This window comes from Acetobacterium tundrae, from assembly GCF_008086615.1.
In the GTDB taxonomy this organism is placed as follows: Bacteria; Bacillota; Clostridia; order Eubacteriales; family Eubacteriaceae; genus Acetobacterium; species Acetobacterium tundrae.
On sequence record NZ_RXYB01000008.1, the window covers coordinates 68686 to 81696 of the forward strand.

The 13011-nt window shown below is 40.1% G+C and carries 11 protein-coding genes; 5 read left to right on the forward strand and 6 right to left on the reverse strand.

Going from position 1 to position 13011, the window contains the following annotated elements:
- Positions 1–228: 228 nt before the first annotated feature.
- The 4 genes from FZC40_RS08255 (at position 229) to FZC40_RS08270 (ending at position 5279) form a co-directional block, all read left to right on the forward strand.
- A complete protein-coding gene (locus FZC40_RS08255) occupies positions 229–699 on the forward strand; it encodes a MarR family winged helix-turn-helix transcriptional regulator (protein WP_148603429.1) in 471 nt (156 codons plus the stop codon).
- Positions 696–2930: an ABC transporter ATP-binding protein gene (locus FZC40_RS08260; protein WP_148603430.1), complete on the forward strand. Its 2235-nt coding sequence runs from the start codon at positions 696–698 to the stop codon at positions 2928–2930. The genes FZC40_RS08255 and FZC40_RS08260 overlap by 4 nt, the downstream gene beginning before the upstream one ends.
- Positions 2927–4807, forward strand: a complete 1881-nt coding sequence (locus tag FZC40_RS08265; RefSeq protein WP_148603431.1) for an ABC transporter transmembrane domain-containing protein — start codon at positions 2927–2929, stop codon at positions 4805–4807. Before FZC40_RS08260 ends, FZC40_RS08265 begins: the two co-directional genes overlap by 4 nt.
- Before the next feature lie 235 nt (positions 4808–5042).
- On the forward strand, positions 5043–5279 hold the full coding sequence (locus FZC40_RS08270; RefSeq protein WP_148603432.1) for a hypothetical protein: 237 nt from the start codon (positions 5043–5045) through the stop codon (positions 5277–5279).
- Positions 5280–5462: 183 nt separating this feature from the next.
- Here FZC40_RS08270 and FZC40_RS08275 read toward each other — a convergent pair whose 3' ends face one another.
- The 5 genes from FZC40_RS08275 to FZC40_RS08295 are packed head-to-tail and all read right to left on the reverse strand — an operon-like array spanning position 5463 to position 10211.
- Positions 5463–6776, reverse strand: coding sequence for a HAMP domain-containing sensor histidine kinase (locus tag FZC40_RS08275; RefSeq protein ID WP_148603433.1), 1314 nt, complete (start codon positions 6774–6776; stop codon positions 5463–5465).
- 18 nt (positions 6777–6794) lie between these two features.
- Positions 6795–7466: a response regulator transcription factor gene (locus tag FZC40_RS08280; protein WP_148603434.1), complete on the reverse strand. Its 672-nt coding sequence runs from the start codon at positions 7464–7466 to the stop codon at positions 6795–6797.
- A 21-nt stretch (positions 7467–7487) separates the two neighbouring features.
- Positions 7488–8660, reverse strand: coding sequence for an ABC transporter permease (locus tag FZC40_RS08285; RefSeq protein WP_148603435.1), 1173 nt, complete (start codon positions 8658–8660; stop codon positions 7488–7490).
- Complete coding sequence (locus FZC40_RS08290; RefSeq protein WP_148603436.1) at positions 8653–9342, reverse strand: ABC transporter ATP-binding protein; 690 nt, start codon at positions 9340–9342, stop codon at positions 8653–8655. Before FZC40_RS08290 ends, FZC40_RS08285 begins: the two co-directional genes overlap by 8 nt.
- Positions 9342–10211 carry an efflux RND transporter periplasmic adaptor subunit gene (locus FZC40_RS08295; RefSeq protein WP_148603437.1) on the reverse strand — a complete coding sequence of 290 codons (870 nt, stop codon included), beginning with the start codon at positions 10209–10211 and terminating at the stop codon, positions 9342–9344. Before FZC40_RS08295 ends, FZC40_RS08290 begins: the two co-directional genes overlap by 1 nt.
- Before the next feature lie 290 nt (positions 10212–10501).
- On the opposite strand from FZC40_RS08295, the gene FZC40_RS08300 reads away from it, so the two are divergent.
- Complete coding sequence (locus FZC40_RS08300) at positions 10502–11740, forward strand: glycosyltransferase family 2 protein (protein WP_186843700.1); 1239 nt, start codon at positions 10502–10504, stop codon at positions 11738–11740.
- 64 nt (positions 11741–11804) lie between these two features.
- On the opposite strand, the gene FZC40_RS08305 is transcribed toward FZC40_RS08300, so the two are convergent.
- On the reverse strand, positions 11805–12908 hold the full coding sequence (locus tag FZC40_RS08305; RefSeq protein WP_148603438.1) for a hypothetical protein: 1104 nt from the start codon (positions 12906–12908) through the stop codon (positions 11805–11807).
- Positions 12909–13011: the final 103 nt, after the last annotated feature.

Genomic DNA, 13011 nt, shown 5'->3' on the forward strand with positions numbered 1-13011 from the left:
CTCTTTCTTAATTTTCCTTAATTCATTTGGTTATTATAGCATATTTTTTTTCAGAAAACCGTTTCATCTTATATTTTTATTGCATTTCCCCTTATTTAAGCTATAATATTTTATACTTAAGTAGATTAACCATTAACGATTTTAACTATTTATTTCAGAAAGGAGATTTTTTTGATCAATTACGGACAACAACTTTTTAAATCTTTTCATCGCGTAAAAAGATCCAGCATGAATAGACTTAACCATAAGCGCTTTAACGGTCTCAAACCCCATGAGTTTTTTATGCTCATCACCATCCTAAACCGTTATTCAGCTTTGAAAACCGAACACGAAGCCAACGGTCTTCCCATTCCCCCAGGGCTCAAAATTTCCGAACTCAGTCGCTGTTCAGAAATTTCCATGCCGGGAGTTTCCCAGATCATAACCAACCTGGTTAAACAGGGTTATGTCAAGCGAATCACCACCGATATGGATCGCCGCTTAGTTTATGTCAATCTTACCGAAAAAGGCGAAGCGCTGGAAAAAGAATATTCCCAATCTTGCTTTCAAATTTATGATGATGCCGCCGCCATTCTGGGTACAAAAGATACAACGTCGCTTATCTCATTATTGGACAAGTTATCGACGGCATTAGATACCCTTGACGGAAAACGAAATGATGAAAAACAAAATGAAAATACCGAAAGGAAAACACCATGATAAAACTCGCACGCTATTTAAAGCCTTATCTTGTTATGCTGCTCATCGCTTTGGCACTGCTTTTCGTCCAAGCTATATCAGAACTTAATCTTCCCAATTTTATGTCTGATATTGTTAACGTTGGGATTCAGCAAAACGGAATTGAGCATGCAACTCCTGAAGCTATCAGCGAAGATGGCTATACTCTCATGACAACTTTCATGACAGCAGCTAATAAGTCAGAGGTTGACAAGAACTACACCCTCATGACTCCGAATGATACATCGAATTCAAATTATGATTCCACCCTTAAAAAATATCCGCTTTTGAAAACAGAAAGTATTTATGTGTTAAATCAGTCGGATTCTCAAACCTTTGAAGTTCTTGACCCCATTTTTGGTCAGTCAACCTGGACCTTCGTTTATTACATGCGTTCGCTAAGCACCAATACCACTGATTCGACCGCAACTGAAAGCATGTCTAATGTGGATTTCTCGGAAATTTACAAAGCCTTACCAATGCTTACCCGTTTGCCTTCATCAACCTTTGATGCCGCTCGTGATCAGGCTTCCCAAGTCTCAGAATCCACCCAACTTCAAACCGCTATACAATTTACAAATCAATTTTATACCGAGCTGGGTATTGATTTAGGTTCGGTACAAAACCTGTATATTTTAAAAATTGGCGGACTGATGCTGCTGCTCTCTTTACTCAGTATTTCAGCCGCTATTACGGTTGGATTCTTGGCGGCAAAAATTGCTGCCGGGGTTGCTCAAACCCTGCGACGGGATGTTTTTAGAAAGGTACAATGTTTTTCTAATGCCGAGTTTGATAAATTTTCAACTGCCTCTTTAATCACGAGGAGCACAAATGATATCACCCAGATTCAAACAATACTGATTATGGGTATCCGTATTCTCTGCTATTCACCCATCCTTGCAGTCGGCGGTATTATCATGGCCTTGAGACGAACGACCTCCATGGGTTGGATTATCCTGGTGGCTGTCATTGCCATTGTCCTCATCATCAGCATTGTCTTTTTCATTGCAATGCCCCGCTTTAAAATAATTCAAAGTTTGGTTGATAAACTAAATCTGGTCACCAGAGAAAACCTGACTGGCCTTATGGTGGTTCGGGCTTTTGGCAATCAAAAGTTTGAGGAAAATCGTTTTGATGCGGTTAATAAAGATAGCACCCAAAACAACCTTTTTGTTAATCGTGTGATGGTGTTTATGATGCCAGCGATGATGTTTATTATGAATATCGTCAGTATCATGGTTGTCTGGATTGGTGCTCACCAAATCGCCCAATCAACCATGCAAGTCGGTGATATGATGGCTTTCATGCAATATGCTATGCAGATTATTATGTCCTTCCTGATGATGTCGATGATGTTTATTATGATCCCCCGGGCCTCCGTTTCCGGAGACCGTATTCAGGAAGTATTAGCCATCGAACCCAGTATTATTGATCCCGCTTCGCCAAAGAAATTACCGACAAATGACCGAACCATGCTCACTTTCGACCACGTTTCTTTTCGCTATGAAGGTGCGGACGAAGATGTCCTCCATGATATCAGTTTTACTGCCAATCCTGGTGAAACAACCGCTTTTATCGGTTCAACCGGTTCTGGGAAGTCTACGTTGGTTAATCTGATTCCGCGATTCTTTGATGTTACCTCCGGTGTTATTCGCATTGATAACCTCGATATTCGGGAAATCACGCAACATGATCTTCGTGAAAAAATCGGATATATTCCACAAAAAGGCACCTTATTTTCAGGAACCGTCGCTTCCAATCTTCTTTATGGCGATAATAAAGCCACTGAGAAAGATTTAGCCATTGCCGCCCAGGTTGCTCAGGCCACCAGCTTTATTGAATCCAGTGAAGACGGCTTCGAACGCGAGATCGCTCAAGGCGGAGGCAACGTCTCCGGCGGACAGAAACAGCGACTTTCCATTGCCCGAGCGCTGGTTCGAAAACCGGATATCTATATTTTTGATGACAGTTTTTCCGCCCTGGATTACAAAACCGACGTCACCTTAAGACGGGCACTCAAAGAATACACCGGCAACAGTACCGTGCTGATCGTCGCTCAAAGGATCAATACCATTATGCAGGCCGAACAGATCATTGTTCTGGAACACGGCCAGGTGGTCGGGAAAGGAACTCACACTGAATTATTGAACAGCTGTGAGACTTACCGAGAAATTGCATCCTCACAACTTACCGAGGAGGAACTGACACTATGAAAAATGAACAACAACCAAAACCAAAACGTGGTGGCATGGGTATGGGTCGTGGCCCGGGTGGTCCGGCAGGAATGATGCCGGGAGAAAAACCGAAGGATTTCAAAGGAAGTCTTAAAAAACTCGTGCATTATTTAGCCGCCTATAAAATAGGATTGATTTTTGTTTTTATCTTTGCAGTTGCGTCTACCATCTTTAATATTGTGGGCCCAAAAATTCTGGGAAATGCAACAACCGCTATTTATGAAGGCATTATGAACATCATTGCCGATAACGGCAAAGGAATTGATTTTAACTATATTGGTCAGATCATTCTTATTCTGATTGGGCTCTATACCATTTCCGTCATTTTTTCCTGCATTCAGGGATTTATTATGACCGGAATTTCCATGAAGGTAACTTATAACCTTAGAAAAAATATTTTTTCTAAAATTAATCGACTGCCCTTCAAATATTTTGATAAAACCAGTTATGGCGAGGTGCTTTCGTTCCTTACTAATGACATTGAAACAGTAAACCAGACGCTGAATCAAAGTGTTACACAGATCATCACTTCAATTGCAACGATCATCGGTATCCTTATCATGATGCTTTCGATCAGTTGGCAGATGACCCTAGTTGCCATCTGCATTGTACCGCTTTCCTTTGTTATCGTCATTCTCGTTGTAAAAAAATCCCAGAAACATTTTAGCGAGCAGCAAACTTATCTGGGCCATATCAACGGCCATGTAGAGGAAATGTACAGCGGACACAATGTGGTAAAAGCCTTTAATGGAGAAGAATCCTCTTTTGAAACCTTTGATCACTATAATGACACGCTTTACAGTTCTGCCTGGAAATCTCAATTTTTATCTGGTCTGATGATGCCCATGATGAACTTTATCGGAAATTTAGGCTATGTAGCGGTCTGTATACTTGGTGGTTATCTAGCCGTAAACGGAAAAGTGACTGTCGGTGACATTCAAGCGTTTATCCAATATGTCAGACAATTTAACCAACCCATCACGCAAATTGCCAACATATCCAATATTCTGCAGCAAACCACTGCCGCCGCCGAACGGGTTTTCGCCTTCCTTGACGAAACAGAAGAAATCGAAGAAAACGCCACCGATTTTGATCTTGAAAAAGTCCATGGCAGTGTTGATTTTGATCATGTGCATTTCGGGTATGATCCGGAAAAAATCGTTATTAATGACTTCTCCGCACATATCACCGAGGGACAAAAAATTGCCATTGTCGGACCTACCGGCGCCGGCAAAACCACCATGGTCAAGCTCCTCATGCGTTTTTATGATGTGAATACCGGAGCAATTTTAGTGGATGGACATAATATTCAGGATTTCAGTCGAAGTGATCTTCGCAATATTTTTGGCATGGTCCTCCAGGATACCTGGCTCTATAATGCCAGCATCCGTGAAAACATCCGGTATGGACGTTTAGATGCTACCGATTCCGAAGTTGAAGCTGCCGCTGTTGCTGCTCAAGTTGATTATTTTGTCCATACGCTGCCGGATGGCTATAACATGTTTTTAAATGAAGAAGCCAGCAATGTTTCCCAGGGACAGAAACAACTCCTTACCATTGCCCGGGCCATTCTAGCCGATCCAAAAGTTTTAATTCTGGATGAAGCCACCAGTTCCGTTGATACTCGTACCGAAGTACTCATCCAAAAAGCGATGGATAATCTCATGAAAGGGCGAACCAGTTTTATCATTGCTCACCGATTGTCTACCATTAAAAATGCTGATTTGATCCTGGTCATGAAAGATGGTGATATTGTTGAACAAGGCACCCACGATATTCTTTTGAGTAAAGGTAGTTTCTATGCCGATCTTTATAATTCTCAATTTGAGGACGCTGGAGCCACTGAAGAAGATTAATATAATCTAGTTTTTAAATTAATTATTAAAGGCCAATCTTATCATTGTTTAAAGCTACACAACAAGATAAACGTTGGCCTTTATTTTTGTGCTTTTTTAAATTCACCTTATCTTCAGCATCAAAAACTGTTGTAAATAAAACAAACGCGCTATTCCATATTTTTTATATTTGATTATTCTTCCTAATATCGGGTATCACTTATATAACGAACTAATAAACAAGGGGGAAGAAAAGATGCTATCAGAAGAACAAAAAAGAGTTGCTGATGAGTCCTTAAATCAAACTGATAAGGTTAGCCCGGGATCTGAATCACCGGGAATTCCATTTTATTATACCAAAGTATGGCTTGCTGTTTGGAGTCTTCTAATTTGGCCAATTGGTATTTTCATGTTATGGCGCTATTTGGATGACACCCAAAAAAGCAAACTGCCGCGGACCCAACTGATAAAAAAGAAACCGGAAGATCTATAAAAGATGCAAAAATATTTATTCCAAAAAAAAGTCCAGGAATGCAAATATTCCTGGTTTTTTTCTTTTAGCTGTCAGATACTATCCACTCCAATTAATTGTTCATGTTTATTCTATAGAAAAACTTGTAAACTACCCATGTTCAAGCCGATGTACGCATTTATCTCTTTGGCTGCTTAGATTGGGTTATCTAGGCAGCTTGATAATAAAGGTACTGCTTTCCTCAACCACACTTTCCACTGTAATACTACCACCGTGAAGATTAACAATTCGTTGTGATATCGTCAGACCGAGTCCTGTTCCCGGTGTACTTCGAGATTGATCTACCTTGTAAAAACGATCAAATATTTTTTCCTGTTCTTCTCTGGAAATGCCCGCTCCGGAATTCTTTATTTTAATGACAATTTCTTCAGTATTGCCATGAAGCTCAATATTAATCGTTCCATCCGCCGGGCTATGGTTGATTGCATTTGTAAAAATATTGATGATAACCTGAGCCATCATCTCCTCGTCACCCCGATAAACTATTTCATCCATCTGAATATCCAGATCAATATTTTTCGTTTCCCACTTTTCCTGAAGCAGCAGAACGACTCTGCGAATTTCTTCATCCAAAGAAAACAGCTCTTTTTTGAGTCCAAGAATCCCATTTTCAAGTTCAGAGAGCTTTAACACATTCGAGGAAAGTTTCCACAGTCGGTCGCTTTCATCCACAATAATATCCACGTATTCCTGTCGTTGTTTCTCAGAAATATGGGGATCCTTTAATAAATTTCCAAATCCTTTAATGGAAGCAATGGGCGTTTTGAATTCATGGGAAACATTACTGACAAAATCACGATGAATGTAGTCATTTTTGGAAAGCGCTTCTGTCATGATATTAAAATTTCTGGCTAAAACAGCTAATTCGTCATTTCCTTTTACCTTCAGTCTCAGATCAAAGTCACCTTCAGCCACTTTTTTTGTCGCTTCCGAAACAGCTTTAATGGGTTTCACAATCATAGCAACCATAATCAGCGTCAGAACGGTGCCAACCATGAGCATTAAAAGCAGTGTCGCTTTCTGCCGATCGAAAAAACCGGATATTTGCTGACGTTCGATATTGACCGAAGTAACGGCATATCCGTTTTGAATTTTCCCAATGGCCCCCGGAAGGTGATTTCCATTACGCTGATGACTTAAAATAGTGCCTCCGTTTTCAATTGTTTGTCGGTCTTCTTCAGACAAATCAAATCCGGTTTCATTAAGGGTTGACACGGTCCAGGAAACCATAACGCCTTTATTAAACAAAGCGACAATCTCCTCATTTGATAAACCTTTCTGGCTCAAGGTCTGAACGGCCTCGGTCTGGTTTACCAGCTCTGACCTAGCCTCATCAAAAAAATTCCCAAATTGTGTATAATTAACAACGCTGAAGGTAACCGTTGCCGAGAAAAAAAGAATGCTTAAAAAAATCAGTATGAATTTAAAATAGATTGAATTAAAAAATCTTTTTCGCATGAAGCTCCTCTTTTGACATTATTTTATCGTGGCTTTGTACCCCAATCCTTTTACCGTAACAATTTTAAAATCTGTATTTGATTCTGTTTTTTCCCGTAATCTATTGATATGAACATCCACCGTACGATGATCACTTTCACTTTCATACCCCCAGATTTCGTCCATTATTTGGGCTCGGGTAAAAATCCGATTGGGCGAGGACAGCAGTTTGAACAGCAATAGGAACTCTTTTTTAGGCAGTGTAATGGTTTCATCACCAATATTTAATGTCAGCGCTCCATAATCCATAACGGTTTTTCCCACCGCCAACCGCTGTTCATTGACAATTTTGGAACGACGCAACAGGGCAAAAACCCGCAGCAACATTTCATCCATGTCTACGGGTTTTACCATATAATCATCGGTACCAGCTTTAAAGCCGTTTTTTTTATCATCAATACTTTCTCTTGCCGTAATCATGAGGATGGGGAGTTCAAATCCCCCATCCCTTAGCGCCTGAGTCAGGCCATGACCATCCAAATGAGGCATCATCACATCAGTGATCAGCAAGTCAATGTGATGCTTTTTGAGCACCTCCAAAGCCATCATGCCATCAGCTGCTTCAAAAATTGAATAGCCTTCTTTTTCCAGGGTATCCCGAAACAGACGCCGAATGTGATTGTCATCCTCGCAAATCAAAATACTTAACATCTTATTCTCCTGTTTTTTCTTCTAAATACTCCTAAGGGCATCAATGGGGTTGAGTCGGGATGCCTTTCGGGCTGGCATAAATCCAAAAATAATGCCAATGATTGCCGAGAAACCAATTCCCAAAATAACGGTGGAAGCTGTCAGAGCAAATCCGATTCCGATGATGTTGGCCACAATCCATGCCAGGCTGACCCCCACAATGAAGCCAATGATTCCACCGATGAGGCAGAGCACCACCGATTCAATCAGAAACTGAAGCTGAATTTGCTTGGGCTCTGCCCCCAGAGCCTTGCGAAGACCAATTTCACTGGTTCGTTCCGAGACTGAAACCAGCATCATGTTCATAATGCCAATACCGCCTACTACCAGCGAAATCGATGCAATTCCTCCTAGCATCATGGAGAGAATGCTGGTCATGCTTTTTATGGTATCGAGAATACTTTGCATGTTGACAATGGAATAACCATCATCATCGCCATTAAATGCTTTTGTTAAAACCGCTTCAATTTCCCGGGTTGTCGTATCCGCCATCGTTTCGTCGGCAATATAAATGGTCATGCTGTTGATATATTTTGCACCAACAGCCCCCATGGCAGTAGTATAGGGTATGATCACTGATTTATTTGTATCAGCGGATGCAAAGCTGCTTGATTCCTGTAAAATGCCGATGACGGTATAGGTGATTCCGCCTATTTTTATTTGCTGTCCAATGGGATTCTTCCCAACATATAATTCACTCGCAATATCATTTCCGATTAGAGCAACTCTACTTTTATTTTCAGTATCAATGGTGTTGATGATTCGTCCCGTGGAAATAACGTCTTCGGTGTTTTTGAAATACACATCATTCTTACCCTGAAGGGTAATGTCATCCATCGTATTGCCATCAAAAGCCACGGTTGTTGTTCCTGAAATCGTCGGGGCAATGCCTGAGATATTCGAAAGTTCTGATATTTTATCCACATCACCTTGAGTTAATCCCTGTTTTAGCGGTGTCCCCTTTACCTGAACTGTCACCGTATTTGCTCCCATGGACGCCACCTGATCAGTGACAGTACTGGTTGCTCCGGAGACAATAGTAATGAGGGCAATTACCGACCCGACCCCAATGATAATTCCCAGCATGGTGAGAAAGGAGCGCATTTTATTGCTAACAATATTTTCTAATGCCATTTTAATACTTTCTTTAAGCATTGTATACCCCCTCACTGAGATTTCCATCCACAATCCGCACAATCCGGCTTCCGTTTTTAGCAACCTCCGCATCATGAGTAATCATGACAATGGTTTTGCCTTCGGCATGAAGTTCTTTAAATAGATCCATAATCTGATGACCGGTTTGTTGATCCAATGCTCCTGTAGGTTCATCTGCCAATAAGATGGTTGGTTCCGTCACAAGAGCCCTGGCAATTGCCACCCGCTGTTGCTGACCTCCGGACAACTGATTGGGTCGGTTTTTCATTTTTTCTGCTAATCCCACCCGTTCCAGGATATGAGCACTTCGCTGATGTCGCACTTTCTCAGAAACGCCTGCATAAATCAGTGGCAACTCCACATTTTTCTGGGCGGATAACCGCGGCAACAGTTGAAATTGCTGAAAAATAAATCCAATTTCACGGTTTCGTATATGGGAAAGACTCACCTCAGGCAAATCCCGAATCAATTCACCGGATAGATAATAAGTCCCCCTGGTGGGAACATCCAAACACCCGATGATATTCATCAGGGTGGATTTTCCCGATCCCGATGGTCCCAATACAGAAAGAAAATCGCCCCGGTTTATTTCAAGATTGATTCCTTTTAAAACAACTTGTTCCTCATCCCCCATAACATAGGTTTTAACCAGATTTTTCATTTCTAAAATTCTTTCTGCCATTACTTGCCACCACTTGTAGCCGACTGTTGCATGCTTGTTGTATTTGAAGTCGTGATTTTCGGAATCATCACCGTATCATTTTCGTTGAGACCTTGAGTTATTTGAATTTTCACACCATCGGTAATGCCTGTCGTTACGTTTTGATTCTCAATGGTATCCGAATTATTCTTCACCATAACATAAGTTTGATTGTTTTCCCCAAATTGAATCGCAGCAACCGGAACCGCTAATGCATTTTCCGCACTTTCTTTCACAATAATAACTTCTGCATTCATTCCAATTCGGATTGCTGAATCGCCCTGAAAATCCACAATTGCTGTAAAATAAGCAACCCCATTCTCGTTTTTGGCTTCCCGACTGATTTCACTGACTGTTCCCTGAACACTTCGGCCAATGCTATCAATATTAATCGTTACTGGCGAACCCTCTGCAATGCTGGATAATTGATACTCATCTACTTTTATACTAACCTGCAAGTTGGTATAATCGACAATATCCATAACTTCTCCCCCGGCGGGTACCGTATCATCCTCTTCATAATAAATTTTTGATACCTCACCGCTTTTTGTGGCACTAATGACTTCTCCGGTGGAGGTTTCATAAAGATCCGTATCTTTCTCGACTTCATCGCCCTCACTGACATAAAACTCACTTATCTTTTGAGAACTTGTCGCCATAATATTTTCCCTGGACTGGCTTTCGATGACTCCTGTAAACCGGTTATCATTGACAATTTTCTCAACAGTAACTTTGGACTCGGTATATTGATTAGTTGTCTTATTCCCAAAAACCTGATATCCAACAATCCCGCCCAGAACAATTAATACGCCAACAATACACCCAATTATAATCTTCTTTTTCGTTTTCACTTTTATCCTCCAACTATTGAATTTATTTTATATTTATATACTAAACATTCAATATTAACTAGAAATGAACTCTTTAGTTCTTTAAGTTTGTTATCTATCAGGATTTTCGGGGTATTAATTGAACAAAGCACTTTACAAGAGAACTAGAAACCGGAAGCTTTATAAAAGACACAAAACAGATACAAGCCTTTAGATTGCCTTAAGATTTCTTGTTATAAGTGTCGTTCCATGTTAGAATATATAAAGTTAATCGCATTTCACAATTTAATATGAAGGAGAAATAAATAAAAATGGTTTCACAAATCTTTACCCTATTATTTATTTTAGGTATCCCGTTTTTTATTTATGGTATCTATTTTTTTGTCGTCGGTTTATTTGGCTATTCAAAAAAAAATAAATATACATCTGCACCTCCCAAAAATCGTATGGCTGCTGTTATTGCCGCTCGAAATGAGGCTGGTGTTATCGGCAATCTTATTGAAAGCTTGCACCAACAAGATTATCCGGAAGAATTAATGGATATTTATGTTATTCCCAATAATTGTACGGATAATACCAAAGAGGTTGCTAGCGCACATGGAGCAAAAATCATGACATGCACCGGCGAGGTCAAGTCGAAAGGTACTGCCCTTTCCCAGTTTTTTGACTATATCTTTAGCGAAAATGATGTTTACGATGCTTTCTGTATATTTGATGCTGACAATGTTGTTGATAAACATTTTTTCTCATCAATGAATAGTGTCATCGAATCTGGCGAAAAAATCGCCCAAGGCTATCGGGACAGCAAAAATCCAAACGATTCCTGGATTTCAGGGTGTCAATCCGTATTCTACTGGACGCTGAATCGTTTTCTGAATTTAGCACGTAATAAATTGGGTTTATCCGCTGCATTAAATGGAACCGGTTTTATGATGCATGCCGATGTGCTTAAAAAAGAAGGCTTTAAGACGTTCAGCCTTACCGAAGATATTGAATTCACCACTCAATGTGTTATCAAGGGATACCGAGTGGCTTGGGCACCAGACGCCATTACCTTTGATGAACACCCTCTTACCTTTGAACAGTCCTGGTCCCAGCGCAAGCGATGGTCAACCGGCACCATCCAGTGTTTTGAACGTTATTCACCACAATTGCGGGATCGTGTGATTAAGGATAAAAATCGTTGTTCTTTTGACATGATCATGTACTTGATTTCACCCTTTATGCAGGTTCTAACCTGCATTTACACCATCTGTTCCTTTATCATCTTAGGAATGCTGTTTATCACCACCGGTATATGGTCTAATGCGTTAACTATTGCCATCTTAATTGCCGTTGGCGGAGTTGCGTTCAGTGTTATCTTTACTGTAATGGTCTTATGGTTGGAAGGTAAAAAGATTAGCGACGTAAACAATATTTCTATTTTTTCCTTTTGGTTTTACCTTATGTCCTGGATTCCCATTAACATTTTATGTTTCCTTAAACCGATTGAAATCTGGGAACCAATTGAACACACCCAAAATATTAAAATCTCGCAATTAGTTAAATAACCAAATCAAAAAAGGATGACCATCATGGCCATCCTTTTTTTTGCAAGCAAATAGTTTAAACTGTTTAATTCACTTCTTCGATACGTTCATCTTTTTCTTGTAACTCGTTGCATTCAATCATTTCAATTTCTTTTTCTTTTATTTCAGCTGTTGCTTGTATATCGCCACTCTGTTTTTTATTTTGTCGTCCGACAAGGATGCATAATATAAAACTTCCTAACAGTCCCAATAAAATAACCCAATATCCCGCATTCAATTGAATGGAAAAAGACATTTTTAAAAAGTTAGCCTGTTCCCCAATATAATTTGCAATAAAGGTTCCGATATCACCAAATGTTCCTGTTAATACTGACCGAATTAACTCCATTGCACTATTGTTAACTTGTCCAACCAATTCGGCAATTTGGAGTTCAATCTGATTATTTGCAATGGAAGTCCCCATCCCAATTGCTGCAAAAAAGAACAGCATAATTCCAGATAGAACAATAGAAAGATTAATATTTGCTCGTTTATATAGCACCAAAGCCATTAACCCAATCATTAGTACAAAAAGAACAAACACAAAACCATTTGCCGTGGATTTATACCCGTCGATCGTCGCCATGGTCTCGTTAACCTGATTCATCGATTGGCGAGCCTGGATGGACACATCATTGACTGCGCCGACAATTTTTTTAGCATCTTGAATCGCATTCCAGGTACTCACAAGGATAATATTGAGTTTGTCTCCCCTTGCCAGCCTTGTGGCAATGATTTCCTGAACCTTTGGGTCAACAAGATAATCTAGTGCTGAACTGGACAAAGCTTCGTTAACATCTCCGATCACGCCTTTATCTGGGATTGGATTTCTGAGAATTCCTAATACCGACTGATTAAATAGTTTAACATCTCCCAGTTTTGTATTATAAACGGTAATTTCATCAATGGGCTTCTGAAGCACGAAATCGCCCAGGCTAACGGAAAGCATGTTGTTTTCGGGACTTATAATTTCCAGCGTATTATTCATGATCCCGGTTACTGAAACCTCCGCCTTGGCACTCATAAATGGCATAAAAAAGCCGATGAGTACGAGCAGGATGCAGAATACTGCTCCCGTTCTTTGTTTGTTTTCCATGATTTTTATTTTTAAAAACTCAACGCCGTTAATCAACCGTCGTTTAATCATCATTTTATTATTCCTCCTAAAACCCTGTCGAAATTTTTTATACCCTTTTTTGAAAACCTTAACATGACCTGTAAAATAAAAACCATCTCTGAATAAGGAGATGGTT

Excerpts from the sequence above, each read along its gene's own strand:
- FZC40_RS08255 (WP_148603429.1), top strand. The coding sequence starts at position 229 with ATGAATAGACTTAACCATAAGCGCTTTAACGGTCTCAAACCCCATGAG.
- FZC40_RS08260 (WP_148603430.1), top strand. The coding sequence starts at position 696 with ATGATAAAACTCGCACGCTATTTAAAGCCTTATCTTGTTATGCTGCTC.
- FZC40_RS08265 (WP_148603431.1), top strand. The coding sequence starts at position 2,927 with ATGAAAAATGAACAACAACCAAAACCAAAACGTGGTGGCATGGGTATG.
- FZC40_RS08270 (WP_148603432.1), top strand. The coding sequence starts at position 5,043 with ATGCTATCAGAAGAACAAAAAAGAGTTGCTGATGAGTCCTTAAATCAA.
- FZC40_RS08275 (WP_148603433.1), bottom strand. The coding sequence starts at position 6,776 with ATGCGAAAAAGATTTTTTAATTCAATCTATTTTAAATTCATACTGATT.
- FZC40_RS08280 (WP_148603434.1), bottom strand. The coding sequence starts at position 7,466 with ATGTTAAGTATTTTGATTTGCGAGGATGACAATCACATTCGGCGTCTG.
- FZC40_RS08285 (WP_148603435.1), bottom strand. The coding sequence starts at position 8,660 with ATGCTTAAAGAAAGTATTAAAATGGCATTAGAAAATATTGTTAGCAAT.
- FZC40_RS08290 (WP_148603436.1), bottom strand. The coding sequence starts at position 9,342 with ATGGCAGAAAGAATTTTAGAAATGAAAAATCTGGTTAAAACCTATGTT.
- FZC40_RS08300 (WP_186843700.1), top strand. The coding sequence starts at position 10,502 with ATGGTTTCACAAATCTTTACCCTATTATTTATTTTAGGTATCCCGTTT.
- FZC40_RS08305 (WP_148603438.1), bottom strand. The coding sequence starts at position 12,908 with ATGATGATTAAACGACGGTTGATTAACGGCGTTGAGTTTTTAAAAATA.